General features: G+C 61.6%; 25 protein-coding genes. 21 read left to right on the plus strand and 4 right to left on the minus strand.

From position 1 onward, the window contains the following. Window positions 1–4 precede the first annotated feature (4 nt). The 8 genes from araH to HJC00_RS06265 all read left to right on the plus strand — a co-directional run bounded on the left by araH (window position 5) and on the right by HJC00_RS06265 (window position 10,518). Window positions 5–955: an L-arabinose ABC transporter permease AraH gene (araH, locus tag HJC00_RS06230; protein ID WP_221122960.1), complete on the plus strand. Its 951-nt coding sequence runs from the start codon at window positions 5–7 to the stop codon at window positions 953–955. After that, a complete protein-coding gene (locus HJC00_RS06235; protein WP_221163773.1) occupies window positions 952–1,842 on the plus strand; it encodes an aldose 1-epimerase in 891 nt (296 codons plus the stop codon). The genes araH and HJC00_RS06235 overlap by 4 nt, the downstream gene beginning before the upstream one ends. Then, complete coding sequence (locus HJC00_RS06240) at window positions 1,843–2,622, plus strand: SDR family oxidoreductase (protein ID WP_210629742.1); 780 nt, start codon at window positions 1,843–1,845, stop codon at window positions 2,620–2,622. Between the two features lie 145 nt (window positions 2,623–2,767). Beyond that, complete coding sequence (locus HJC00_RS06245; protein WP_011426902.1) at window positions 2,768–3,199, plus strand: OsmC family protein; 432 nt, start codon at window positions 2,768–2,770, stop codon at window positions 3,197–3,199. A gap of 202 nt (window positions 3,200–3,401) precedes the next feature. Beyond that, window positions 3,402–4,010 (plus strand): TetR family transcriptional regulator, encoded by a 609-nt coding sequence (locus HJC00_RS06250; RefSeq protein ID WP_085860528.1) that lies wholly within the window; start codon window positions 3,402–3,404, stop codon window positions 4,008–4,010. A gap of 49 nt (window positions 4,011–4,059) precedes the next feature. Further along, entirely contained in the window at window positions 4,060–5,199 is a 1,140-nt protein-coding gene (locus tag HJC00_RS06255) for an efflux RND transporter periplasmic adaptor subunit (protein WP_210629743.1), read from the plus strand. Between the two features lie 83 nt (window positions 5,200–5,282). Then, entirely contained in the window at window positions 5,283–8,426 is a 3,144-nt protein-coding gene (locus tag HJC00_RS06260; RefSeq protein WP_210629744.1) for an efflux RND transporter permease subunit, read from the plus strand. Between the two features lie 181 nt (window positions 8,427–8,607). After that, window positions 8,608–10,518, plus strand: a complete 1,911-nt coding sequence (locus HJC00_RS06265) for a beta-N-acetylhexosaminidase (protein WP_221163774.1) — start codon at window positions 8,608–8,610, stop codon at window positions 10,516–10,518. Here HJC00_RS06265 and HJC00_RS06270 read toward each other — a convergent pair. Next, a complete protein-coding gene (locus HJC00_RS06270; RefSeq protein ID WP_221163775.1) occupies window positions 10,515–11,432 on the minus strand; it encodes an ROK family protein in 918 nt (305 codons plus the stop codon). The two genes, HJC00_RS06265 and HJC00_RS06270, sit on opposite strands and share 4 nt — an antisense overlap. Window positions 11,433–11,738: 306 nt before the next feature. Between HJC00_RS06270 and HJC00_RS06275 the strand changes: the two genes are divergently transcribed. From HJC00_RS06275 to HJC00_RS06315, 9 genes are all read left to right on the plus strand, one after another. Next, entirely contained in the window at window positions 11,739–12,317 is a 579-nt protein-coding gene (locus HJC00_RS06275; RefSeq protein WP_221123019.1) for an exopolysaccharide biosynthesis protein, read from the plus strand. 113 nt (window positions 12,318–12,430) lie between these two features. Continuing rightward, window positions 12,431–13,384, plus strand: coding sequence for a sugar-binding transcriptional regulator (locus tag HJC00_RS06280; protein WP_064805109.1), 954 nt, complete (start codon window positions 12,431–12,433; stop codon window positions 13,382–13,384). Window positions 13,385–13,529: 145 nt separating this feature from the next. Continuing rightward, entirely contained in the window at window positions 13,530–14,840 is a 1,311-nt protein-coding gene (locus HJC00_RS06285; protein ID WP_210629747.1) for a sugar ABC transporter substrate-binding protein, read from the plus strand. Between the two features lie 136 nt (window positions 14,841–14,976). Continuing rightward, window positions 14,977–15,849 (plus strand): carbohydrate ABC transporter permease, encoded by an 873-nt coding sequence (locus HJC00_RS06290; RefSeq protein ID WP_085780200.1) that lies wholly within the window; start codon window positions 14,977–14,979, stop codon window positions 15,847–15,849. A gap of 1 nt (window position 15,850) precedes the next feature. Next, the gene (locus HJC00_RS06295) at window positions 15,851–16,681 is read left to right on the plus strand and encodes a carbohydrate ABC transporter permease (RefSeq protein WP_085860523.1); all 831 of its coding nucleotides are present in this window, start codon (window positions 15,851–15,853) and stop codon (window positions 16,679–16,681) included. A gap of 16 nt (window positions 16,682–16,697) precedes the next feature. Then, window positions 16,698–17,696 (plus strand): ABC transporter ATP-binding protein, encoded by a 999-nt coding sequence (locus HJC00_RS06300; RefSeq protein ID WP_210629748.1) that lies wholly within the window; start codon window positions 16,698–16,700, stop codon window positions 17,694–17,696. A gap of 82 nt (window positions 17,697–17,778) precedes the next feature. Beyond that, window positions 17,779–19,260 carry a mannitol dehydrogenase family protein gene (locus tag HJC00_RS06305; protein ID WP_210629749.1) on the plus strand — a complete coding sequence of 494 codons (1,482 nt, stop codon included), beginning with the start codon at window positions 17,779–17,781 and terminating at the stop codon, window positions 19,258–19,260. Between the two features lie 98 nt (window positions 19,261–19,358). Further along, window positions 19,359–20,048: an HAD family phosphatase gene (locus HJC00_RS06310; protein ID WP_210629750.1), complete on the plus strand. Its 690-nt coding sequence runs from the start codon at window positions 19,359–19,361 to the stop codon at window positions 20,046–20,048. Continuing rightward, window positions 20,048–21,631 (plus strand): FGGY-family carbohydrate kinase, encoded by a 1,584-nt coding sequence (locus HJC00_RS06315; protein ID WP_221146346.1) that lies wholly within the window; start codon window positions 20,048–20,050, stop codon window positions 21,629–21,631. The genes HJC00_RS06310 and HJC00_RS06315 overlap by 1 nt, the downstream gene beginning before the upstream one ends. Window positions 21,632–21,641: 10 nt before the next feature. Here HJC00_RS06315 and HJC00_RS06320 read toward each other — a convergent pair whose 3' ends face one another. Beyond that, window positions 21,642–22,496 (minus strand): MurR/RpiR family transcriptional regulator, encoded by an 855-nt coding sequence (locus HJC00_RS06320; RefSeq protein WP_011426888.1) that lies wholly within the window; start codon window positions 22,494–22,496, stop codon window positions 21,642–21,644. A 230-nt stretch (window positions 22,497–22,726) separates the two neighbouring features. Between HJC00_RS06320 and HJC00_RS06325 the strand changes: the two genes are divergently transcribed. Then, window positions 22,727–23,440, plus strand: coding sequence for a sulfate transporter family protein (locus HJC00_RS06325; protein WP_210629752.1), 714 nt, complete (start codon window positions 22,727–22,729; stop codon window positions 23,438–23,440). Window positions 23,441–23,443: 3 nt separating this feature from the next. Here the strand turns inward: HJC00_RS06325 and HJC00_RS06330 are convergent, their stop codons facing one another. Beyond that, on the minus strand, window positions 23,444–23,869 hold the full coding sequence (locus HJC00_RS06330) for a VOC family protein (RefSeq protein ID WP_210629753.1): 426 nt from the start codon (window positions 23,867–23,869) through the stop codon (window positions 23,444–23,446). Between the two features lie 78 nt (window positions 23,870–23,947). Here HJC00_RS06330 and HJC00_RS06335 point away from each other — a divergent pair, with 78 nt between their 5' ends. After that, window positions 23,948–24,526: a TetR family transcriptional regulator gene (locus tag HJC00_RS06335; protein ID WP_210629754.1), complete on the plus strand. Its 579-nt coding sequence runs from the start codon at window positions 23,948–23,950 to the stop codon at window positions 24,524–24,526. Here the strand turns inward: HJC00_RS06335 and nth are convergent. After that, window positions 24,491–25,288: an endonuclease III gene (nth, locus tag HJC00_RS06340; protein WP_221163776.1), complete on the minus strand. Its 798-nt coding sequence runs from the start codon at window positions 25,286–25,288 to the stop codon at window positions 24,491–24,493. The genes HJC00_RS06335 and nth overlap by 36 nt on opposite strands. On the opposite strand from nth, the gene HJC00_RS06345 reads away from it, so the two are divergent. Next, window positions 25,287–25,784, plus strand: a complete 498-nt coding sequence (locus tag HJC00_RS06345; RefSeq protein ID WP_210629756.1) for a DUF2244 domain-containing protein — start codon at window positions 25,287–25,289, stop codon at window positions 25,782–25,784. The genes nth and HJC00_RS06345 overlap by 2 nt on opposite strands. Before the next feature lie 78 nt (window positions 25,785–25,862). After that, entirely contained in the window at window positions 25,863–26,735 is an 873-nt protein-coding gene (locus HJC00_RS06350) for a bifunctional helix-turn-helix domain-containing protein/methylated-DNA--[protein]-cysteine S-methyltransferase (protein WP_210629757.1), read from the plus strand. The last annotated feature ends 52 nt before the right edge of the window (window positions 26,736–26,787 follow it).

Below are 26,787 nucleotides of genomic sequence, written 5' to 3' on the forward strand. Positions count from 1 at the left end.
GACGATGACTTCGTTGAAAAAAATCCTTCTCGGCGAACAGGGACTGGTGGTGATCTTCGCCGCCGCCTTCGTGATCGTCTCGCTCTTCGTTCCGAATTTCCTGACCGAGCGAAATATGCTGGGGCTGCTGCAATCGGTCGTCACGATCGGCATCGTCGCCTGCACGATGATGTTCTGCCTAGCCTCCCGCGATTTCGATCTTTCGGTGGGATCGATCGTCGCTTTCTCCGGCATGGCCGCAGTAATGGTCTCGAACGCGACGGGCTCCATTCCCGTAGGGCTCTTGGCCGCCCTGCTCTGCGGCGCCGTCGTCGGTTTCGTCAACGGCATCGTCATCGCCCGGTTCCGCATCAATGCGCTGATCACGACGCTTGCGACCATGCAGATCGTGCGCGGGCTGGCGCTGATCGCCTCGGACGGCCGCGCCGTCGGCATCAACGATCCGGCTTTCTACCAGCTTGCGCTATCGCGATTCCTGACCGTGCCGATGCCGATCTGGATCATGCTGATCCTTTTCCTCCTCTTCGGCTTCGTGCTCAACCGCACCGTTTTCGGAAAGAACACGCTGGCGATCGGCGGCAATCCCGAGGCGTCGCGGCTTGCCGGCGTCAATGTCGTCACCATGCGCGTCTGGATCTTTGCACTGCAGGGTCTCGTCTGCGGAATTGCCGGCATTCTGCTTGCTTCGCGCATCACTTCCGGCCAGCCGAACGCGGCGACGGGGCTCGAGCTCTCGGTGATCTCGGCCTGCGTCCTCGGCGGCGTTTCGCTCGCCGGCGGCCGGGCGACAATGAGCGGTGTTATCGTCGGGGTGCTGATCATGGGCATTGCCGAAAACGTTATGAACCTCCTGAATATTCAGGCATTCTATCAGTATGTCGTGCGCGGGCTGATCCTGCTGATCGCCGTGCTGCTCGACAATCTCAGGTCTTCGGCAACGGGGCGGCGCGGATGAGCAAAGGGCATGGCGGGGACAGCATCGATCTGAGCCACGGCGATCTCTCCGTGAGGATCAGCCGCCAGGGCGCGGCCGTCACTGCCGCAACATTCCGGGGCAAGCCTTTCCTCGTTTCGACAGGTGGCCCGGATGGGACCTTTGCGAGTTTTCCTCTGGTCCCGTTCGGCAATCGCGTGGAAGGCAATGCCATGTCCTTCGGCGGATGCGACTATGCCTTCCAGCGAAATTGCCACGACCCGCTCTACCTGCATGGCGATGGCTGGATCAGCCCATGGCAGGTGGAAGAATCGAGTTCCAAGCACGCGCAGCTCTGCTTTTCGCGTGATGCCGACCGGGTCTCGCCCTATGCCTATCTTAGTCGGCAAGAGATCCGTCTCAGCGGCAATCGGCTGGCGCTGACGCTTTCGGTGGAGAACAGGGGAGAGGCGGTCCTGCCCTTCGGGCTGGGGCAGCATCCCTTCTTCACACGGACGCCGGAAACACGGTTGACCATCGCAGCCGACCGCTTCTGGAGCGAACGGTCGGACCATCTCCCTGATGCACCCGGCCCGGTACCCGCTGAATTCAATTTCACGTCCGGTGCGGTGTTGCCGCAGCAGTGGATGAACAACGCTTTCGAAGGATGGAATGGACGGGCAGCCATCACCTGGCCGGAACTTGGAATCCAGGCGGCGCTGGAAGCCGATGGTGCACTCAATCGCTTCATGCTGTACCTGCGGCTCGACCGGACAGATTTCTTCTGCCTGGAACCGATGAGTCACCTGCCGAATGGGCATCATCTGCCGGATTTCGGAGGGCTCAAGCCTCTTGAGCCAGGCGAGGTTCTTTCAGGCAGGGTCACGATCGATCTGTCGGCGCTGCCGGGTCAGCCGGAGGGAAGATAGATGGGCGATCGCCTGCAGGGCAAAAATATTCTGATCACCGGCGCTGCGCAGGGCATCGGCCTTGCGATCGCCAAGGCTTTCCTCAGGGAAAATGCTGCGGTTTATCTCGTCGATCGCGATGGAGCGCTGCTGGCGCAGGTAGCGGGAGTGCTTGCAAGCACAGGCGGCCAGGTTGGTTATCTGCCGGCCGATATTACCGATGCCGGAACGATCACGAGAGCGGTTGCTCAGGCGAACGACGAGATCGGCCCATTGAATGGGCTCGTCAACAATGCCGGCGTCAATGTCTTTGCCGAACCGCTCCACACGACCGACGAGGAGTGGAGCCGCTGCTTCGATATCAATCTGAAGGGAGCCTGGAATTGCTGCAAGGCGGTGCTGCCCGGGTTTATCGAGCGCGGCGGCGGCGTCATCCTCAACATCGCCTCCACGCACGCCTTCACGATCATTCCGCACACGTTTCCCTATCCGCTGGCGAAACATGCGCTGCTCGGCATGACGAAATCCCTGGGCCTGGAGTACGCGCCCCGCAATATCCGGGTCAACGCGCTGGCGCCGGGCTATGTCTCGACGCAGAAGGTGATCGACTACTGGAACAGCTTCCCCGATCCGGAGGCCGCCAAGGCCGAGACAATGGAGCTGCATCCGGCCGGGCGGATCGCAACTCCGGAAGAGATCGCTATGGCGGCAGTGTTCATGATCTCCGACGAATGCCCGTTCATGAACGCCACCTGCCTGACGATCGACGGCGGTCTCAGCGTGCAGCAGCATCCCGCCTGAAAGGCTTTCTATTCCGCCGATTTTTACGAGCCTGTCGTCTTCTCAGGATAGAGCGTTATATTGTCCGGCGGGAGCCTATCCATCTCCCTCAGGCATGGAGCGGCGCCCTGCCGCTTCCTCAAAACCATCGAAACAGGAGGACGGCATGCAGATCAATCGCACGGCTTCGGCTCATTGGAGCGGCGGCCTCAAGGACGGCAAGGGCCTGATCTCGACCCAGAGCGGCGCCCTGACGGACTATCCCTACGGCTTTGCCAGCCGCTTCGAAGGCATTCCCGGCACCAACCCGGAAGAGCTGATTGGTGCTGCCCATGCCGGCTGCTTCACCATGGCGCTGTCGCTCATCCTCGGCGAAGCCGGTTTCACCGCCGAGCATATGGAAACCTCGGCCAAGGTGACGCTCGAAAGCGTCGAGGGTGGCTTCGCCGTCACTGCCATCCATCTCTCACTTTCCGGCCGCATTCCCGGTGCCGACGAGGCGACCTTCACCGAACTCGCCAACAAGGCGAAAGCCGGCTGCCCGATTTCCAAGGCGCTCGCCGCCGTTCCGATCACGCTCGACGTCAAGCTCGCCTGATTATTTGCTGCCGCCGAGGAAGTGCCGCGCGTCTGACGTCGCGGCACTTTCCAATTGTGGCCGACGCTCATCGTCACATCGTTTCGAAATTCATCACGCTCAGCCGCTCGCGCCACGCAGGCGGCATTGACAAATGACGCATGATATTTTACGACTGACGAAATTCGAAAATCGTCAGTCGTAACTCGAGGTACCAAAACTCATGAACGACATCGCGGAAAATACGCTCGACGTCACGCGGCAGGAGAATGTCACGCGCATTCTCGACGCGGCCGAGCGGCTGTTCCGCCACTACGGCTACAGCAAGACGACGGTGGCCGACATCGCTCGCGATCTCGGCATGTCGCCGGCCAATATTTATCGTTTCTTCGCTTCGAAGGTGGAGATCCATCAGGCGCTCTGCGGACGCATGCTCGCCACCTGCTATCAGCTCGCCTACGACATCCGCCACCAGCCGCTCAGCGCCAGCGAACGCCTGCGCCTTTATGTCGAGACCCAGTATCAATGGACTATGGATACGATGCTCGACGAGATGAAGGTGCATGAGATGATCGTGGTCGCGATCGAGCGCGACTGGCATGTCATCGAGAAACATATCGATCGCGTCCATGATCTCATCGCCGAGATCATCGCCGAAGGCATCGCAGCCGGCGAGTTCGCCGAGCAGGACCCGGTCGTCGCCTCACGGTGTTTCGGCGCGGCGACGATCAATCTCTGTCATCCGCAGATGGTGGCGCAATGTCTTGCGAAAACCAACCGCGCAAGCGTCGACGAACTGATCGACTACGTCATCAGGGCGCTCAAGAAATAACCGACGGCAGCCGCCGTCGATCCCCCGAAACATTCCAGGAGTGCGGAAGATGTTTTCGCTCAAGATCCTCAGCAATCGCATGCCGTCCGTCGCGAGCCTCGCGCTCGTCGGCGCCGTCGGGATCGGCGTTTCCGCCTGCTCGGAAGAAAAAGCTGAGGTCAAGGAAGTCATCCGGCCGGTGAAGGTCGTGGAGATCGCCAAGGCCGACGATACCCGCAAGCTCGATTATTCGGGGTCGGTCAAGGCGCGGACGGAAATGAACCTCGGCTTCCGGGTGGCGGGCAAGATCACGGAGCGTCTCGTCGATATTGGTGACCGGGTGACGCCCGGCGACGTTCTCGCCCGCGTCGACGCCACGGACTACCAGCTCGCGGTCAAGACGGCAGAGGCCAATCTCGCCGCGGCCGAAAGGGGCGTCGAAACCGCCGATCTCGCCAACAAGCGCGCCGAGCAGCTGTTCGACAAGAGCGTCGCCCCGAAGTCGCAGCTCGAGCAGGCCGCGCTCAGCCATGATCAGGCGATCTCGCAGCGCGATGCAGCGCTCGCGGCGCTGGGCCAGGCGAAGAATCAGGTGAGCTATACCGATCTCAAGGCGGGGCAGAATGGCATCGTGACATCGATCAATGCCGATATCGGCCAGGTCGTCGGCTCCGGCAGCCCCGTCGTCACCGTTGCCGTCGAAGGCGAGAAGGAAGTGCAGATCGCGGTTCCGGAAAACGACATTGCCGAATTCAAGCCCGGCAAGACGGTCAAGGCCCGCTTCTGGGCGGATGACAAGCTGGTGCTCGACGGCAAGGTGCGGGAGGTTTCCGGCAGCGCCGACCAGCAGTCGCGCACCTTTGCCGTTCGCGTGAGCCTGCCGAACGATCCTCGCGTGTTGCTCGGCATGACCGCGACGATCGAAACCGACGTCAACAACGATAACAGCTATGTCTCGATCCCGCTTACCGCGCTGGCCGAGAAGCACGGCAAGCAAATGGTCTGGACGGTCGACCGCGACACGGCGACGGTACATGGCCGCGATATCAAGGTCGCCGATTTCACCGGCGATGGCGTGCATGTGACCGAGGGCCTCGATAGCGGCGATCTCGTCGTTGCCGCCGGCACCCAGTTCATGAGTGAGAACCTGAAGGTGAAGGTGCCGGAGCAGCAATCGGCCTCGGCCGATACCGACCAGACCGTGCGTTGATCGCGCAATTAAAGCAATTTGAGCATGATGTTCCCGAAAACCGCTGACACTTTTCGGCATCATGCTCCAAAGGAAACATGACCATGGACGCCAACACCGAAAAGCGGCCCTTCAATCTGTCGCGCTGGGCGATCGGGCATCCAAGCATCGCCCGCTTCCTCTTCGGGCTGATCATCATCACCGGCGTGCTCGGCCTGATGCGCATGGGCCAGCGCGAAGATCCGGAATTCACTTTCCGCGTCATGGTCGTGCAGGCAATCTGGCCGGGCGCTTCCATTCAGGAAATGGAAGATCAGGTCGTCAACAAGATCGAACGCAAGCTGCAGGAGACGCCGCATATCGACTGGGTCAAGTCCTATACGCGGGCGGGCAGTGCGATCATCACCCTGCAGGTCAAGGGCGACACCAATTCACAGGAGGTGGCGGATGCCTTCTACCAGGTGCGCAAGAAGGTCGGCGACATTTCCAGCGAACTGCCGCAGGGCCTGCTCGGTCCCTATTTCAACGACGAGTTCGGCGATACCTTCATCACGCTGCATTCGATCAGCGGCGAGGGTTATTCCTATCCGGAACTGAAGAAATTCGCGATCCAGGCGCGCGACATGCTGCTGACGACACCGGGCGTCGAGAAGGCCGTCATCATCGGCGACCAGCCTGAGAAGATCTATATCGACGTTTCGTCCAAGGCGCTTGCCGAGCGCGGCCTGACGGTCCTCGACCTGCAGAACGCCATCAAGGGCCAGAACAATGTCGATCCGGCAGGCTCGGTCGATACCGGTCTGCGCTCGGTGCGCATTTCAGTCGAAGGCGACATGAAGAAGGTGGCCGATATCCGCGAGCTGCGCCTTCGCGCAGGCGGCCAGGTGACCCGCCTCGGCGATATCGCCACCGTCAGTTCCGGGCTCGAGGATCCCTACCAGCGCAAATACCGGTTCAATGGCCATGACAGCGTTCAGGTCGGCGTCGTCATGGCCAAGGGCTTCAACGTCACCGATGTCGGCAAGGGCGTGGAGGCGACCTATCAGCGCTTCGAGGAAGCTCTGCCTTACGGCGTCGCGGTCGACCAGATCGCCAACCAGCCCGACGTCGTGACGGACGCGGTCAGCGAATTCATGCATGCGCTCGGCGAAGCGCTTGTCATCGTGCTCGTCGTCTCGTTCCTGTCGATCGGCTGGCGCTCCGGCCTCGTCATCGCCATCGCCATTCCGCTGGTGCTCGCCGCCACTTTCGCACTGATGTACGAACTCGGCATCGACCTGCAGCGCATCTCGCTCGGCGCGCTGATCATCGCGCTCGGCCTGCTCGTCGACGATGCGATGATTGTCGTCGAAATGATGGAGCGAAAGCTGGAGGAGGGGCTGGTCAAACTCGAGGCGGCAAGCTTTGCCTATTCCTCGACGGCCTTCCCGATGCTGACCGGTACGTTGATCACGACGGCCGGCTTCATTCCCGTCGGTTTCGCCGCATCGACGGCCGGCGAATATGTGCGTTCGCTGTTTTATGTCGTCGGCATCGCGCTTGTTACCTCGTGGTTCGTCGCGGTCTATTTCACGCCATGGCTCGGCTACATGATCCTCAAGCAGCGCCATCACGCCGGCGAGCACCGCGATGCTTTCGACACGAGCTTCTACCGCCGACTGCGCGGCACGGTCGGCTGGGCGGTTCGCCATCGGGTGATCGTGCTGCTGTTGACGCTCGGCACCTTCGTCACCAGCCTCTGGGCATTCCAGTTCATTCCGCAGAATTTCTTCCCGCAGTCGTCGCGGCCTGAGATTCTCGTCGATCTGTGGCTGCCCGAGGGCACCAGCATCAAAGAAGTCGAGGTGCAGGCAAAGGCGCTCGAAGCGAAGATGATGGATGATCCCGACAAGCGGTTCATCGCCACCTATATCGGCGAAGGCGCACCGCGCTTCTTCCTGCCGCTCGATCAGCAGTTGCGCAATCCGAATTTCGCCCAGCTGCTGGTCATGGCGAAGGACGAGCCGGCGCGCGAACGCTTGATCGTCAAGCTGCGCACCATTCTTGCCGAAGACTTCCCATCGATCCGCGGCAAGGTCGACCGCCTCTTCCTCGGCCCGCCCACCGGCTGGCCGGTGCAGATGCGCATCATGGGGCCTGATCGTCAGGAAGTGCGAGCGATCGCCGATCAGGTGAAGGCGCGCTTTACGGCCAATCCGATGCTCGGCGCCATTCACGACGACTGGCTGGAACCGGTGCCGGCGATGAAGCTGGTGATCGACCAGGATCGTGCCCGGGCGCTGGGCGTGACCTCGCAGCGCGTGCGCCAGATGCTGCAGACCGCCATGTCCGGGGCGCCGCTCGATGATTTCCGTGATGGCGAGGAGACGGTCTCGATCGTCGCCCGCGAGCCGGACGCCAGCCGCTCGCTGCTGTCGGCGGTGAATTCCGTCTATGTCCCGACCGATTTCGGTGGCTTCGTGCCAGTCTCGCAGGTCGCCAAGGTCGTGCCCGTCATGGAGCAGGGCATCGAATGGCGGCGCGACCGGCTGCCGACGATCACGGTGCGCGCGACGCTGCCGGATGGCGTGCAGCCGAACGACGTCGTCATGAAGATGTATGCCGACATGAAGGACCTGCGCGACAGCCTGCCGGCCGGTTACAACGTCGAGATCCAGGGCGGCGCCGAGGATGCGGCGGAAAGCCAGATGTCGATCGCCGCAAAGGCGCCGATCATGCTTGCCGTCATCATCGTGCTGCTGATGGTGCAGCTGCAGCATTTCGGCAAGGCGATGCTGGTGCTTGCCACCGGTCCGCTCGGCATCATCGGGGCTGCGGCCGCCCTGCTGATCAGCGGCGCGCCCTTCGGCTTCGTGGCGATCCTGGGCGTCATTGCGCTGCTCGGCATCATCATGCGCAACTCGATCATCCTGGTCGACCAGATCGACCAGGATATCAAGGCCGGCATGCACCGGCAGGAGGCGATCGTCGGGGCTGCCGTGCGTCGTTTCCGGCCGATCATGCTGACGGCGCTGACGGCTGTGCTGGCGCTGATCCCGATCTCGCGCGGCGTCTTCTGGGGTCCGCTCGCCTTCGCCATGATGGGCGGCATCCTGGTCGCGACAGTGCTCACCATTCTGGTTCTGCCGGCCGGTTACGCTCTTTTCTTCGGCCGCGAGCCGAAGGCAAAGGACGAGCCAGGCCGGGATGCCGACGCCATCCAGGAAGAGGCGGATGACAGACATCCGCCGGCGTTGGCAGCCGAGTGAGGACGGCGCGGCGAAAGCCGCGCCGTTTTCCTTGCAGGTCACACTCTCACGGTTCTCATCACTGCCCGCTTCGTCTCGACTCGCGCCGATTCCATTGCCGTCTCGAAAAAGCTAAGCTTTTGAAAGCATGCCGGGGCGCGAGCCGTAATCCCGGCCGTCCATTGACAGGGGAGGCGCGACCATGGCCGATTATCGTCTGGAAACAAGCTGGCACCCGGTCGAAGGCAGTTTCGGGCGCTTGATCTTCACTCTCTTCAATCTTTCAGCCGAGCCTCTCTCCGGCTTCTCGCTCGCCTATACGTCGGAGACGCGGGTTGCCGACAAATATGTCTGCGATGGCGGCAGCCTGGAGCGACAGCTCGCGCATTTCCATGAATTCAGCCCGCCCGAGGGACTGAGCGTGCCGCCGGGCGGCCACTGGCGGTTCACCGTCGAGGGGCTGACCCGAGAACCGAAACATGTGACATCAGGGGTCAAATCGGCCTATCTGACACTTGGCGACGGGCGCCATGTTCCTGTCGGTTTCGGCGATCTCCTTCTCGAAGGCCGGGATGGCGGCATTGCGCCGCCGCTTCTGCCGCCGGGCCGGGTGGAGGAACCGTATTCGCTGCTGCCCTGGCCGCTGGCGCTCGCGCTGAAGGCGGGGGAACTGCCGGTCGTCCTTTATCCGGCCGAGAGCACGCGACCCGACGCGGTCAAGGCGTTGTCCCTGGTTCTTTCGCTTTACCAGCGGCTCTATCCGGCCAAAAACGTGCCGTTCTCGCTCTGCGGCGTAAAGGGCGGGCGCGCTATTCGTTTCGTTACCGAATCATCGATCGCTGCGTTCGCCTATGAAATACGATTTACCACGCATGAGGTCGTGCTCTCCAGCGCGGATGCGACGGGTCGACACAGTGGCCTGATCAGTCTGGCGCAACTCATGCACGGCGCGCGTGCCGATCGGGAGAGCTTCAGATTTCCGAATTTCGGCACGATCGCCGACCAGCCGCGTTATGACTGGCGCGGCTGCCATCTCGACGTGGCCAGACAGTTCTATCCGGTGGCTGACGTCATGCGGCTAATCGATATCCTCGCCTGGAACAAGCTCAACGTCTTCCATTGGCACCTGACCGACGACGAAGCCTGGCGGCTGGAGATCAAGGCCTATCCCCAGCTTACGGAGATCGGCGCGCGGCATGGCCCGGACGAGGTGCTCGTGCCGCAGCTTGGTGACGGGGCGAAACCGCGCTACGGCCATTACTCGCAGGAGGATGTCAGGCGGATCGTCGCGCATGCCGCCTCTCTGCATGTCGAGGTGGTGCCGGAAATCGATGTTCCCGGCCATAGCACCGCGACGCTGTTGTCATTGCCCGGCCTCGTCGACGGGCAGGAGGCGCCGGACAGCTACCGCGCCGTGCAGGGTTATTCCAACAATGCCCTCAACCCGGCGATCGAATTCACCTATGAATTTCTCGGCAAGGTGTTCGACGAGATGGTCACGCTGTTTCCCGGCGAACATATTCATATCGGCGGCGACGAGGTCGCAAGCGGCGCCTGGCTTTCCTCGCCGCTTTGCAAGGCGCTGATGGAACGGGAGAAAATTGCCGGCACCGCGGAGCTGCAATCCTATTTCCTGAAACGGATTAAGGCCATGTTGTCGGAGCGCGGCAGGAAGCTCGCTGGCTGGAACGAAGTCTCACATGGCGGCGGCGTCGATCGCGACGGTACTTTGCTGATGGCCTGGGAAAAGCACGCTGTCGGCATCGAGCTGGCGCAGCAAGGCTACGATGTGGTGATGACGCCGGGCCAAGCCTATTATCTCGACATGGCGCAGGCGGAAGCCTGGTCCGAGCCCGGTGCGAGCTGGGCGGGCCATGCGCCACCGGAACATAGCTATGCTTACGAGGCCGAGGGCGAGTTGCCGGATACGCTACGCGAGAAGATGCGCGGCGTCCAAGCCTGCATCTGGACTGAAAACTTCCTCTCTGGCGCCTATTTCAACCGGCTGGTCTTCCCGCGCCTTTCGGCCGTCGCCGAAGCCGCCTGGACGCCCCTGGAACGCAAGGACTGGGACCGGTTCGCAGCGATCGTACGGATGTGGCCGGTGCTTTAGGATGCAGCGGCATCGGCTTTCAGTCCCAGCAGCGCTGCGCCGATCAGGCCTGGCTCGATGCGGCATTCGCTCGGCACCACCAGCGGACGGTCGAACTTGCGCAGGGTGCGGGTGCGCACCGCCCGGTCGAGCTTGGCCAGCAGCGGCTCGACATTGGAAAGCCCGCCGCCGACCGGCACGATGGTCGCGCCGGTGATGTTGATCGTCAGGGCGAGCGGCGAGGCGACGAGATCGACATAGACGTCGATGGTGCGGGTTGCCTTCTCCTCGCCGCGCCGCCACTGATCGATGATTTCTTCGCTCGCAAGGTCGAGATCATGCAGCGTCTTGTGCAGGCGCTCCAGGCCGCGCGCGCCGCCAACGGTGTCGACACAGCCCTTCTGGCCGCAGCCGCAGGCATAGGCGGGAATGGCGACGGGAGGATGGCCGGCCGCCGATGCGATGATCGGTCCATGACCCCATTCGCCGGCAAAACCTCCGGCCTCGTTGACGAGGCGCCCATCGGCGACCAGGCCGCCACCGACACCGGTGCCGAGAATGGCGCCGAAGACGATACGGTGGCCGCGGCCGGCTCCGAGACCGGCTTCAGCCATGGCGAAACAGTCGGCGTCATTGGCGATCAAAACAGGCAGGGCGAGTTCGGCTTCTAGGTCGGCTGCGAGCGTGCGGTCGTGGATGCAGGGAATGTTGGCGCAGGTCAGGCGCTGGGTATCGGGATCGACGACGCCAGCGATCGACAGGGCAATGCGGCTCGGCTGTTCGCCGGTCTCGGCGATAATGCTGCACAGGGTCTCGACGAAAGCGGCAAAATCCTCCTTCGGCGTCGGACGGCGGCCGAGGGGGACGACGTCTGTCTCGGAGCGGGCGATGCCGCCCTTGATGGCGGAGCCGCCGATGTCGAATGAAATAATCATTGCCTGCCTGCCGTTTCTCTGGCCTTCAGCGTCTGCTCGCACTGTTGGCCGGGAATTTCAAGCCTTCATGCATCTGCCTGCCATGCGCTTGCGGCGCAAAGGAGCGACGGTCGAACGTGAATCGCCGCCGACAGGTCTTTCATTGATTTCCTGTCCCTTAAGTCATTCAATTGGCATATTGCGCGGCCAAAATCGCAATCCGCACCTCCATCATCTACCGGTATCATGACCATCGAAAACGCCGATTCCAATAGACGCAGAAGACCCCGTCCGCCACGTCCCAAAGGCCGCCGCCTCTCAGCGGTCCTGCGGCAGCTGGCAGGCGACCGAAGCCGGCAGTGGATCTCGATCGGCGATCTGTTCGAGACGATGGGTGACAGGGCGATCAGTGCTCTGATGCTGATCTTCGCGCTGCCGAACGCCTTTCCCACCCCGCCCGGCACCTCGGCAGTGCTGGGCGCGCCGCTGGTTCTCCTGGCGGTGCAATTGACCTTCGGGCTGAAGCCCTGGCTGCCGAAGGCGATCGCAAACCGGTCGATGCGGCGGGAAGACTTCGAGACCATCGTCGGCCGCATCCACCGCTGGCTCGCCTGGGCGGAGCGCATGCTGAAGCCGCGGCTTGCGATCTTCGCCGAGCCGCCGGCGGAATATTTCGCCGGCCCTGCCTGTCTGCTGCTTTCGATCGTGCTGGTTCTGCCGGTTCCGCTCGGCAACATCCTGCCGGCGATCACCATCTCGGTCTTCGCTTTCGGCATCATGGGGCGTGACGGGCTCTTCGCGCTCATCGGCTTTATCATGACGACTGTGTCGCTCGTCATTGCCGGCAGCGTGATCTACGGTCTCGCAAAGGCGTCGATTTATTTCGTCATGCAATGGTTTGCCTGAGCGGTGGCGTCAACAGGCTCGACATTTTCGGGAATTTTGTTTTGATCTGGCGCATAGAGACTCACATCAAGCCGGCGGCGGCAAGCCGGCTCATTTTGCGCGGTAGGCAGTAGATGGCAAAAAGATCAGAGACCCCTGCACGGCTCGACGATGCAGCCCGTGCCGGCTGGCTTTATTACGTCGCCGGACGCACGCAGGATGAAATCGCCGCCGCGATGGGCATTTCACGGCAATCGGCGCAGCGGCTGGTCTCGCTTGCGGTCGCCGAGCGTCTGATCAAAGTGCGGCTCGACCATCCGATCGCCGCCTGCCTCGAGCTTGCCAACCAGCTGCGGCGAAAATTCGGGCTGAAACATGTGGAGGTGGTGCCGAGCGACGCGGGTTCCTCATCGACCACCGTCGGCATCGCCGAGGCGGGTGCGGCCGAGATCGAGCGCTGGCTGAAGCGGCCGGAACCGATCGTGCTGGCGGTCGGCACCGGCCGCACGCTGAAGGCGGCGGTCGACCAGCTTCCGGCGATCGAATGTCCCAATCACCGGATCGTCTCGTTGACCGGCAATATCGCGCCGGACGGTTCGGCCGCCTATTACAACGTCATCTTCAGCATGGCGGATGCGGTGAAGGCGCGGCACTATCCGATGCCGCTGCCGGTGCTCGTCACCTCGGCCGAAGAACGGGAGCTGCTGCATGGCCAGCAACTGGTGCGCTCGACGCTCGACATGAGCGCGCAGGCCGACGTCACCTTCGTCGGCATCGGCGAGCTCGGCATCGACGGGCCGCTCTGCGTCGACGGCTTTCTGGAAAAGGACGAGATGATGGAACTGATGCGCGGGGGCGCCGTCGGTGAAATCTGCGGCTGGATCTTCGATGTCGACGGCAAGCTGCTCGACAACCCGATCAACGAGCGCGTCGCCTCGGCGCCGATCCCATCCCGCGAGGCATCGATGGTCATCGGGCTCGCCAAAGGCAAGCGCAAATTCAAGGCGATCAGAGCGGCCGTTGTCGGCCATCAGATTAACGCTCTGATCACCGACGAAGAGACGGCCGAATTTTTGCTCAAAAGCTGAGCAAAAAATATCTCAATCAAATCAAAGGGAAGACCTTTGTCTTCGGCATCGCAGCAACGATTGCCGATTGACATTTTTCGTCGAGTGGTGAGTAATTGCTCATGAGCAAAGCGAATGCTCACATCTCGTCTTCTGGGAGGAAGATATGACATTGAGAACTTTCCTGCTGGGCGCCTGCTCAGCATTGGCGTTTGCCAGCATGGCTTCGGCCGAAACGCTGACAATCGCGACCGTGAACAACGGCGACATGATCCGGATGCAGAAGCTGACGGATGATTTCAAGGCGAAGAATCCCGGCATCGACCTTGAATGGGTCACCCTCGAAGAAAACGTGCTGCGCCAGAAGGTCACGACCGACATCGCGACCAAGGGCGGCCAGTACGACGTTCTGACGATCGGCACCTATGAAGTTCCGATCTGGGCGAAGCAGGGCTGGCTGCTGCCGCTCGACAACCTCGGCGACGCCTATGACGTCAACGACCTGCTGCCGGCCATCCGCAGCGGCATCAGCATGGACGGCAAGCTCTATGCAGCGCCGTTCTATGGCGAAAGCTCGATGGTCATGTACCGCAAGGATCTTTTCGACGCCGCCGGTCTGAAGATGCCCGATGCGCCGACCTGGGACTTCATCGCAGACGCTGCGAAGAAGATCACCAACAAGGACAAGGAAATCTACGGCATCTGCCTGCGCGGCAAAGCCGGTTGGGGCGAAAACATGGCCTTCCTGACGGCGATGTCGAACTCCTTCGGGGCGCGCTGGTTCGATGAGAAGTGGAAGCCGCAGTTCGATCAGCCCGAGTGGAAGGACACGCTGACCTTCTACGTCAACCTGATGAAGGAAGCCGGCCCTCCGGGCGCCTCCTCCAACGGTTTCAACGAGAACCTGGCGCTGTTCCAGACCGGCAAGTGCGGGATGTGGATCGATGCAACGGTCGCCGCGTCCTTCGTCTCCGATCCGAAGCAGTCGCAGGTCGCCGACAAGGTCAGCTTCGCGCTCGCTCCGGACAAGGGCCTCGGCAAGCGCGGCAACTGGCTCTGGGCCTGGAACCTCGCTATTCCGGCAGGCTCGCAGAAGGTCGAAGCCGCCGAGAAATTCGTCGCCTGGGCAACGAGCAAGGACTACACCAACCTTGTTGCCGAGAAGGAAGGCTGGCTGAATGCACCTCCCGGCACCCGCACCTCGCTTTATGCGAATGCGGAGTATCAGAAGGCTGCCCCCTTCGCCAAGATGACGCTCGATTCGATCAACTCGGCCGACCCGACCAAGCCGACCGTCAAGCCGGTCCCCTATGTCGGCGTCCAGTTCGTGGCGATCCCGGAATTCCAGGGCATCGGCACGGCGGTGGGCCAGCAGTTCTCGGCAGCCCTTGCCGGCCAGATTTCGGTCGATCAGGCGTTGAAGAGCGCACAGCAGCTGGCAACCCGCGAAATGACCAAAGCCGGCTACATTAAATAAAACCTCCTGAGAAGAGGCGGATCCTTGACAATCCGCCCCTCTGGGCCGCCGATTGCCCGAACCGCATCGGCGGCCTCTTTCCAGATTAAAGCTGCCTTGCGGCCGCTCCCTGCTTCAGATCAGATCGGTGATTGCCATGGCAACAACACATACTCGCTCCGCGGCGCGCCTGATGATTGCGCCCTCCGTGCTGTTCCTCTTTGCGTGGATGATCGTTCCGCTCGCGATGACGATCTACTTCTCGCTGCTGAACTACAATCTGCTCAGCCCCGGCATGGAGAGCTTTGTCGGCCTGCTGAACTACGAATATTTCCTGTCCGATCCGGCCTTCATCGCCGCGCTGATCAATACGCTGCTGCTTGTCGCCGGCGTTCTCGTCGTTACCGTCGTCGGCGGAATTGCCTTTGCGCTGTTGCTCGACCAGCCGATGTACGGCCAGGGCATCGTGCGCATCCTCGTCATCGCGCCGTTCTTCGTTATGCCGACAGTGGCGGCACTCGTCTGGAAGAACATGTTCATGAACCCGGTCAACGGTCTGTTTGCGCATCTGGCGAAGGCGCTCGGCCTGCAGCCGATCGACTGGCTGGCGAATGCGCCTCTGTTGTCCGTCATCCTCATCGTCGCCTGGCAGTGGCTGCCCTTTGCCACCCTCATTCTGTTGACGGCGCTGCAGTCGCTCGACGAAGAGCAGAAGGAGGCCGCCGAAATGGACGGCGCCGGAGCAATCTCGAAATTCATCTATATCATCCTGCCGCACATGGCGCGCGCCATCACCGTGGTGATCCTGATCCAGACGATCTTCCTGCTTTCGGTCTTCGCCGAAATCCTCGTCACCACCAATGGCGGGCCGGGCACCGACAGCACCAATCTCACCTATCTCGTCTATGCGCAGGCACTCCTGCAGTTCGATATCGGCGGCGCTTCGGCAGGCGGCATTGTCGCGGTCGTGCTTGCCAACATCGTCGCGATCTTCCTCGTCCGCCTCGTCGGCAAGAATCTGGAGGCTTGAGATGGCCAGAAAAGTCACAACTCAGCGCAAGGTCATCATGACCGCGATTGCCTGGACGCTCGGCATCCTGATCTTCTTTCCAATCCTCTGGACGTTCCTGACCAGCTTCAAATCGGAAGCCGATGCCATTGCCTCGCCGCCGCAGTTCCTGTTCTTCCACTGGACGACGGAAAACTATGCGGAAGTGCAGAGCCGGTCGAACTATCTCAGCCACTTCATGAACTCGGTGGTCATTTCCTTCGGCTCGACGCTGATCGGGCTGGTCATCGCCATTCCGGCCGCCTGGGCGATGGCTTTCGCGCCCACCAAGCGGACCAAGGACGTGCTGATGTGGATGCTCTCGACCAAGATGATGCCGCCCGTCGGCGCGCTCATCCCCATCTATCTGATGTTCCGCAATTCTGGTCTGCTCGACACGCGCACCGGGCTGGTGATCGTGCTGACGCTGATCAACCTGCCAATCATCGTCTGGATGCTCTACACCTACTTCAAGGAAATCCCCGGCGAGATCCTGGAAGCAGCCCGCATGGACGGAGCGTCGCTGATGAAGGAGATCGTCTACGTGCTGACGCCGATGGCGGTGCCCGGCATTGCCTCGACGCTGCTTCTGAACATCATCCTTGCCTGGAACGAGGCGTTCTGGACGCTCAACCTCACCGCCTCAAAGGCAGCGCCCTTGACGGCCTTCATCGCCTCCTATTCCAGCCCGGAAGGCCTGTTCTACGCCAAGCTTTCGGCGGCCTCGACTATGGCGATCGCGCCGATCCTGATCCTCGGCTGGTTCAGCCAGAAGCAACTCGTCCGCGGCCTGACCTTCGGCGCAGTGAAATAAGAAAAGGGAGACAAACATGGGCAGCATTACCCTTCAGAAGGTTTCCAAGGTCTTCGGCGAAGCCAAGGTCATCCCTTCGATCGATCTCGATATCAACGACGGCGAATTCGTCGTCTTCGTCGGTCCGTCCGGCTGCGGCAAGTCCACCCTGCTCAGGCTGATCGCCGGCCTCGAGGACGTCTCCGGAGGCAAGATCGTCATCGACGGCAAGGACGCCACCGAAAAAGCGCCGTCCGAGCGTGGCCTTGCCATGGTGTTCCAATCCTATGCGCTCTATCCGCATATGAGCGTGCGCAACAACATCGCCTTCCCGCTGAAGATGGCAGGCGTCGACAAGGCGGAGATCGACCGCAAGGTGACGGATGCCGCGCGGGTGCTCAATCTCACGGACTATCTGGAGCGAAAGCCGCGCCAGCTTTCCGGCGGTCAGCGCCAGCGCGTCGCGATCGGCCGCGCCATCGTGCGCCAGCCTTCGGCCTTCCTGTTCGACGAGCCGCTGTCGAACCTTGACGCCGCTCTGCGCGTCAACATGCGCCTCGAAATCAGCGAACTGCATCAGCAGCTGAAGACGACGATGATCTATGTCACCCATGACCAGGTCGAGGCCATGACCATGGCCGACAAAATCGTCGTGCTCAATAGGGGCAATATCGAGCAGGTCGGCTCGCCGCTCGAACTGTACAGCCGCCCGCGCAACCTTTTCGTCGCCGGCTTCATCGGTTCGCCGAAGATGAATTTCATCAAGGGTCAGAATGCTGCCGTGCTTGGCGCGCATACGATCGGCATCCGCCCCGAACACATGCTGCTGTCGATGGAGAGCGGCGACTGGAAGGGCAGGGTCGTGGTCGCCGAGCATCTCGGCTCCGATACGTTCCTGCATATCGATGTCGAGGGGATCGGCATGGTGACGGCGCGCGGCAGCGGCGATTTCGCCGCCAAGGCGGGCGATATGGTCTATCTGACGCCGGATCGTTCGCGCATTCATAAATTCAACGAGGGCGGCCTTGCCATCTGAGCAGGCGGCCGGGTGGGGGCAGGCATGCGAGCCGGGCGATGGCGCCCGGCCGTCTCGGCAAGACCTTCAAGAGGACTGAAACATGACGTGCAAACTATCGCTGGCAACGCTTTCGGACGCGGCGCGCACTGCCGCCATCCCTTCCTATGAGAGGGCGTCGCTGAATGCCGGCATCATGCACTTCGGCGTCGGCAATTTCCACCGCGCCCATCAGGCGATCTATCTCGACGATCTCTTCAACCACGGCGTCGATCACGACTGGGCAATTGTCGGTGCCGGCGTTCTGCCATCGGATGCCGCCATGCGCGAGAAGCTTGCGGCGCAGGATTTCCTGACGACGGTGGTGGAGCAGGACAACAACAAAACGGCGGCGCGAGTGACCGCCCCGATGATCGATATTCTGCCGGTGGGCGATCCCGCCGCCATCATCGCCAGGCTTGCCGATCCTGAGATCCGCATCGTCTCGCTGACGATCACCGAGGGCGGTTATTTCATCGATGCGTCAGGCACGTTCAATCCGGCCCATCCTGCTATCGCCGCCGACGGACAAAATCCCGGTGCTCCGAAGACGGTCTTCGGTCTGATCGTTGCCGGCCTGAAGGCGCGCAAGGACAAGGGCATCGGGCCCTTCACCGTGATGTCCTGCGACAACATTCCTCATAACGGCGTCGTCACCGCCAATGCCGTGATCGGCACAGCCGCCCTTTCGGATGCCGCCCTTGCCGACTGGATCAGGGCTAACGTCGCCTTCCCAAACGCGATGGTCGATCGCATTACGCCGGCGACCGGCCAGCGGGAGATCGATTTCCTCAGGGACAATTTCGGCATCGAGGATAACTGGCCGGTTTATTGCGAAGAATTCAAGCAGTGGGTGCTCGAAGACAAGTTCACGGCTGGCCGCCCGGCCCTGGAAAAGGTTGGCGTCACCTTCGTTCCCGATGTCACGCCTTACGAGCATATGAAGATCCGCATCCTGAATGGCGGACATGCCGCGATCGCCTATCCAGCGGCGCTGATGGACATTTATTTCGTGCATGATGCGATGGAAGATCCGCTGATCCGGGCTTTCCTGGCCAAGCTTGAGAAGGACGAGATCATTCCGATCGTACCGCCGGTGCCGAATACCTCGCTGACGGATTATTTTGCTCTCATCGAGCATCGGCTTCTCAATCCGAAGATCGCGGACACCATCCCGCGTCTGGCGCAGGACGGCTCGAACCGCCAGCCGAAGTTCATCCTGCCGTCGACGCTCGACAATCTGCGCCAGAGCAGGGACGTCATCGGCCTGGCGCTGGTCTCGGCGCTCTGGTGCCGTTATTTCGCCGGCAAGACCGACAGCGGCAAGGATATCGTCTTCAACGACGCCAGCGCCGAGCGCCTGCACGCGGCGGCCCTGAAGGCAAAGGACGATCCGTCGGCCTTCCTTGCCTTTGATGATATTTTCGGCGAGGTGGCGAAATCGGACCTTTTCCGAAGACGGTTCGCTCATGCTCTTAAAACCTTGTGGGAAAAGGGTACGCGGGAAACGCTGCAGCTCTATCTCGACGACAAGCTCGCAATGTAAGGGAATGCGGATGGCGGCATCGGCTGGCGCCATCCATCCCGCTTTGCGGGCGAAGCGGCACGATCACGCGTCTGAATTGAAGTCAGGTTGGGTCTTTCATGGCTGATGCTGAACCACGGCTGGTCATTTTCGATTGCGACGGGGTGCTCGTCGACAGCGAGCCGATCTCGATCAGCGTACTCGTCCGGGCGATGAGCGATCTCGGCGTTTCGATCACCGAAGACCAGGCCTATGAGCGTTTTCTCGGTCGCAGCCTGGCAACCCTCATCGATACGCTTGAAACCGAGTTCAATATTCACGCCGGCGAAGAATTCCTCGAGCGCATCCGCACCGATCTCTACGCGCGGTTCCGCACCGAGCTGAAGCCGATGGACGGCATCGCGGCGACGATCGACGGGCTCGGCATTCCCTGCTGTGTCGCTTCATCAAGCCAGATGGAGCGAATCCGGCTGTCGCTGTCCGTCACCGGACTTCTCGACAGGCTCCCCGACATTTTCAGCGCGACGATGGTCAAGCGCGGCAAACCGGCGCCCGATCTCTTCCTCCACGCGGCGCGACAGATGCATGTCGAGCCGGGATCCTGCCTTGTCATCGAGGACAGTCCGGCCGGAATTGCCGCCGCCAAGGCGGCGGGCATGACGGTCTTTGCCTTCACCGGCGGATCGCATGCGAATTTCGCCGGATACCGGGCCGAACTCGACCGGCTTTCGCCTGATGTGGTGTTTGACGCCATGCCGGATTTGATACACCTTGTCCGCAACCATAAGCTGGACGGGACCGAGATTTGATGCGTGATCATGTGGTTGCGGTGGATGTCGGCACCGGCAGCGCGCGCGCCGGCGTCTTCGATGCCAGCGGCCGTCTGCTGGCCAAGGCGGAACATCCCATCGTCATGAACCGGCCGCGTGAAAACCACGCCGAGCACGATTCCGAAGATATCTGGTCGGCCGCCTGCACCGCGGTGCGCAGGGCGATGGACCAATCCGGTATCGCCGCCGCCTCGGTCGGAGCAATCGGCTTCGACGCGACTTGTTCGCTCGTCGTCCGCGATGTCGAAGGCCGGCAGATCAGTGTATCCACCAGCGGCGAGCAGCGTTTCGACACCATCGTGTGGCTCGATCATCGGGCGCTGAAGGAAGCCGACTTCTGCACGGCGACGGAGCACAGGGTGCTCGAACATTCCGGGCACGTCATGTCGCCGGAAATGGAAATGCCGAAGCTGATGTGGTTGAAGAAGAAGCTGCCGGCGACATGGGAAAAGACGGGCTATTTCTTCGATCTTGCCGATTTCATGACCTGGAAATCGACGGGATCGACTGCCCGTTCTCGCTGCACGCTGACGGCAAAATGGAACTATCTCGCCCATCTCGAAAAGGGATGGCAGCAGGATTTTCTGCAGCGGATCGGGCTCGACGATCTTCAGGCCCGCGGCGGGCTACCGGATGAGACTGTGCCGGTCGGCGGCAGTATAGGCCGGCTGACGGCTGATGCGGCCGAGGCGCTGGGGCTGACCACGGAGTGCCATGTCTCGGCGGGAATGATCGACGCCTATGCCGGCGCGCTCGGGGCGCTCGGCGGTTATGCCGCCGATCCTGTAACACGTGAGCTTAAGCTGGCACTGATCGCCGGCACGTCGAGCTGCATCGTCGCCTTCTCGCAGGAGTGTAAGCCGAGCCACGGCATGTGGGGGCCTTATTATGAGGTTGTCTTCCCGCAGTCCTGGCTGGTGGAGGCGGGGCAATCTGCGACCGGTGCGCTGCTCGACCATATCGTGCGCATGCATGCGGCCGGCGGCGAGCCGACGGCGGCGCTGCACCAGAAGATCGTCGCGCGCATCGCCGAATTGCGGGCAGAGGAGGGCAACGCTTTCGGCGAGCGCATTTTTGTGCTGCCAGACTTTCACGGCAATCGCTCGCCGCTTGCCGATCCGCATGCCGTCGGTGTGATCAGCGGGCTGACGCTCGACACCTCCTTCGACGGGCTCTGCGCGCTCTACTGGCGGTCTGCAGTCGCGATCGCTCTCGGGATCCGCCATATCCTGGAGACGATGAAGGAATATGGCCAGGTGCCCGATACGCTGCATATCGCGGGCGGACACGTGAAGAACCCGGTGCTGATGGAGCTTTATAGCGACGCCACCGGCTGCAAGGTCGTGGTGCCGAAGATGAACGAGGCGGTGCTGCTCGGCACGGCGATTGCGGCATCCGTCGCCTGCGGCCTGCACGAGAATTTGGCGGCAGCCGGCGAAGCGATGTATCCGGGTGGCGACGAACGGCTTCCAGACAAGGCAAAACAGGCGCTTTACGACCGCGACTATCGCCGTCTTCTGGCCATGCACCGGCACCGCGCCGAACTGGAAGCGATGTTCTGAAAGCTCACATCTAGTGGTTCGCGGTTTCACCGAGGACGGTCGCAAATTCCAGCATGCGGCGGCGGCGGAGGGCTGCCTCCTCTCCGACTTCGAGAATGACGGATTCGGACAGGCAATCGAGCAGCGCAATCAGCGGCGGAAGATTGTCGAGATCAGGGGCGCGTGCCGGCGGCAAGGACAGCATGACGTTTGACTGATCCGCCATCCAGTCTGCTTGCTGCGGCGAAATTAGCACGACCTTGTAGCCGTAGCGCCGCGCGGTTCTGGCAAGCAGCCGCGCCTTGGCGAAACGGCGGCAATCGATGATGACGAGCAAAGCGTCGTCCACGGCCTGCCGGGCGAAGAGTTCGGCAAAACGGTTGTCGGTGGCATCGAGCGTGCGGACGCCATCGCGGGCCTGCGTCAGCCGCTGGCAGAAGTGATTGGCAAGGCTTGCGAGCCGCGCATGGGTGGCGATCGATACTTCGCGGGCCGTGCTGATCAGGCGGACGGCTTCGGCCCAAAGCGGCTGCGCCGTCAGATGATAGATGTGATGCAGGGCCTGGATCTGCTCGGCAACCAGCACGGCAAGCGGCTTGCCCTCCGCGGCGTCCGCATGCAGCTCGCTCATGGCGCTCTGCAATTGCGCCGGCGATGTCGTCACGGTCTCGCGAATTTCCACTTTGACGCTGTCCAAACCCTGGTAGCCGAGCGCGCGCAGGAAGCGCCCAACGGTCATCGGCGAGAGGTCCAGCCTGTCGGCGACAGATGCTGCCGTCTCAAACGGCAGGTCGTTGAGGTGCTCGGAGAAATATTTCGCGATGCGACGCTCGGCCGGTGTGCCGCTTTTTACGTATTGCCTGAGTTTGTGCACAAAGTCTTCCACATCAGCCTCCCCGTATTTCCTCAGAGGCGTTCCGTGGATGCGCTAACGCGACCCTTTGTCTTTGCAACTATTTTCGGAAGCTGCTTCTCAGGCTCGTATTTCTGCGTCCGATAATATTATATTCGTTCTAATATTGCGACAAGTTTCTATTAAAGCATGCAATTTTATTCTCTCTTGTCGGTAGCATTCGCCTTTCCTACATCTTCTGCGTAACCGGAGACGCTGAAGAAATGATTCTTGATGCCGCACGCCTTTCGCTCGCCAATCTGTTCGCGCCGGAGACACGCTCGGTCTTCTGGAAAGTGCTCGGCCTGACGCTTCTCGTCCTCGTCGGCCTCTGGTTCGCGCTACGCGGGGCCTTCATGGCCTTTCTCTTTCCCTGGCTCACCAGCTTCTTTCCCGAGATGCCGGACTGGGCGGGGTGGTTCGCGCTGGTTTTCGCGATCTTCGCCGGGATCGGCCTTGCGCTCGTGCTGGCGCTGCTGCTTTCGCCTGTGACGGCGCTGATCGCAGGCCTTTTCCTCGACGATGTCGCCGACGTTATCGAAAAACGTGACTATCCCGGCGACGCGCCGGGTGCCGCAATGCCGCTCGGCCCGGCGATGGCGAGCTCGATCAAATTTCTCGGGGTTGTGATCCTTGGCAATATCGTGGCGTTGTTGCTACTGTTCGTTCCCGGCGTCAATCTGGTCGCGTTCTTTCTGGTGAACGGCTACCTGCTCGGACGGGAATTCTTCGAATTCGCCGCCATGCGCTTCCGTCCGCCTCATGAGGCACGGCTCTTCCGCACCAAACATGCGCCGACGGTCTTTCTCGGCGGGCTGGTGATCGCCCTCTTTCTGGCGATCCCGGTGGTCAACCTGCTGACGCCCCTCTTCGCGGCGGGTATGATGGTGCATCTGCACAAGCTGATTTCCGCAAAGGACGCCGGTTTCCGCGCCTGAGGCTCAGCCAGGTAATTCAGATGTCTCGTACATTGCCGCGAATTCGGCGCTCGGCGGGATCGGCTTGATGATGTCGATCAGCACGCCGTTCGGATCGGCGGTGATAAAATGCCGCTGGCCGAAATCCTCGTCGCGGATCTCCTGCAGGATCGGAAGGTTTGCGCTACGGCAAGCAGCGTAGACCGCATCGACATCGGCAACCTCGAAATTGAGGAGCAGTCCGGACACTTTGCCCCGAGCCGCAGCCGGAATGGTTTCGTGGTTGCCATCGAGAACGGCGAGAGCGACATGCTTCTCCTCTTCCGACTGCAGATGTACGTACCAGTTGCTCTCGAACACTGCCCTGAAGCCGAAATGCGCGCAATAGAAGCGGGCGGAACCGGCGACGTCGTCGGTCATGATGACAGGGTAATAGCTCGTCGATTTCATCCCTTTCCTCCTTGGATGCATACAGCCTGTATGTTTTTTGTTCTTAACATACAGGCTGTTTGTATGTAAATGGGAGAAATGAGCCGCAGCAATCGCCAAAGAACGGAACAGACAAAAAAGGCGCTGATCGATGCCGGACGACGCCTCTTCGTCGAAAAGGGGTATGCCGAAACGGCGACGCCGGAGATCGCAGCGGCGGCGGGTATGACGCGCGGAGCGCTCTATCATCATTTCGAGGATAAGAAGGCGCTGTTTCGCGCGGTCGTCGAAGCCGAGGCGCGCGCAGTTGCCGAAGCGATCGCGGCATCTTCGACACCCGATGATACGCCGCGCGACGCGCTGACTGCGGGCGCTGCGGCCTATTTCAATGCGATGATGGCAGAGGGCCGCACGCGGCTGCTGCTGATCGAAGCGCCCGCCGTTCTTGGTCTGGCGGCGACTCAGGCGATCGATGCTGACAATGCCGAAACGACCTTGCGGGCAGGACTTGCAGCCATGTTTCCGAGAGCCGGCGCTGCGCTCGAGCCTCTGGCATTGCTGCTATCGGCGGCCTTCGACCGCGCTGCGCTGGCGATCGAAGCGGGTGCCGAACGGCGGAGTTACGAGCAGGCAATCGCTGCTTTACTCGACGGCCTCGCCAATCACCTGCGGCGGTAGCTCGACGAGTGGGGCCGGCACGTCCGAGCTCTTCTCCGACGATTTGCAAATGTCGGCGATGACGCAGCACTCGCATTCGGGTCGGCGTGCCTTGCAGGTGTAACGCCCGTGGAGGATCAGCCAGTGATGGGCGTGATAGAGGTAGTGTTTCGGCACCACTTTCATCAATCGCGCTTCGACTTCATCCGGTGTCTTGCCGGGAGCAAGCCTGATGCGATTGGCGATCCGGAAGATGTGCGTGTCGACGGCCATGGTGGACTGGCCAAAGGCCATGGACAGCACGACATTGGCAGTTTTGCGGCCGACGCCAGGCAGGCGAACCAGTTCCTCACGCGTTTCCGGCACCTTGCCGGCGAAGTCGTCGACCAGCATTTGCGAGAGCGCGATGACGTTTTTCGCCTTGTTGCGGTAAAGGCCGATCGTCTTGATGTAATTGCGAAGCTTGTCCTCGCCGAGATCGAGCATTTTCTGCGGCGTATCGGCCACCTTGAAGAGCGCCCGCGTCGCCTTGTTGACACCGGCATCGGTGGCCTGGGCGGAGAGAGCCACCGCCACGACAAGGGTGAAAGGGTTGGTGTGCTCCAGCTCGCCCCGCGGCTCGGGCCGCTGCACCGAAAAGCGACGGAAGATTTCCTCGCGTTCAGCCGGCGAATAGGCGGTTTTGACCGCCGCCGCCGGATTGCGGCGGGTGATCATGTTCGTGCCTTGCGGCAGGGATTTGAGTTTCGGATTCGCCATAGAAACTCTATACTCAGCGGTCATGATGGAAAGCAACGCCAACAGCTCCAACGAGCAGCCTGTTTTCGCCGCCGAGCTCTTCCCCCACCGGTCGCTCGGCCGCCGGGGCTTCAAGGTGCTGCTCATTCTGTCCGGCGCCGTATGCTTCCTCTACGGGATGTTCTTCATCGCCAGCGGCGCCTGGCCGATCGGCTTCTTCTTCGGATTGGATTTCGCGCTTCTTTACGGCGCCTTCTGGCTGAATTACCGCTCCGGACGGGTGCGCGAACAAGTCACCGTGTCGCGCACGGACGTATCGGTGCGCAAGGTTGCCCCATCGGGGCGGATCGTGGAGCATCATTTCAACCCGTTCTGGGCGCGGTTCCTCGTCCGAAGGCACCAGGAGATCGGCATCCTCTCCATGCATATTTTCGGCGAGGGCCGGCGCACGGATATCGGCTCCTTCCTCAATCCTGACGACCGCGAAAGTTTCGCCAAGGCCTTCAAAGGCGCGCTCGCCACGGTCAAACAGCGTATCTGAGCCTATAGGCGAGCGCGCAAGAATCGGGTGGTTTACGCTCCGCCTATTGATTATCTCCTTGTTACAAGGAGAAAGACTATGGATATGATTGCGAACCTGCAGACCGACATCACGCCTGACGGCCCTGATTATGATATCGTCCGTCGGGTCATCGAACTCATCACCGAGGATTATCGCGATCAGCCGTCGCTGGAGGCGATCGCCGCTAGGCTCAACCAGTCGCCGACGCAATTGCAGAAGACCTTCACCCGCTGGGCTGGCCTCTCGCCGAAAGGTTTCCTGCAGGCGGTGACGCTCGACCACGCCAAGCGGCTGCTGCGCAAGGAAGACATGCCGTTGCTCGAGACGTCGATCGAAGTCGGCCTCTCCGGGCCAAGCCGCCTGCACGACCTTTTCGTGACCCATGAGGCGATGTCACCTGGCGAATGGAAGGCAAAAGGCGGCGGCCTCTCCATCCGCTACGGCTTCCACATCTGCCCCTTCGGCGTGGCGCTGATCATGGTGACCGATCGCGGTCTTGCCGGCCTTGCCTTCAGCGATTCCGGCGGTGAAAGGGCTTGCCTCGAGGACATGACCGGCCGCTGGCCGAATGCCGAATACATCGAAGACCTGCAGGCGACGATGCCCTATGCCGCCCGCATCTTCCAACCCGGAAAATGGTCTTCCGAGCAGCCGCTCCGCGTCGTACTGATCGGCACGGACTTCCAGGTGCGCGTCTGGCAGAGCCTCATGAAGATACCGTTCGGCAAGGCGGTCACCTATTCCGACATCGCCAACGATATCGGCCGGCCGACGGCGCAGCGCGCTGTCGGCGCGGCGGTGGGCGCAAATCCGATCTCCTTCGTGGTGCCTTGCCACCGGGCGCTCGGCAAGAACGGGGCGTTGACGGGTTACCACTGGGGCCTCACACGCAAACGGGCGATGCTCGGCTGGGAATCGGCGCATGCGTAAAGCATGCCTTGCTAAAAAGCACGGCATGAGGCGCGGCAAGCCGACCTGAAAG

The sequence above is a fragment of the Rhizobium sp. NLR22b genome (assembly GCF_019685295.1).
GTDB lineage: Bacteria > Pseudomonadota > Alphaproteobacteria > Rhizobiales > Rhizobiaceae > Rhizobium.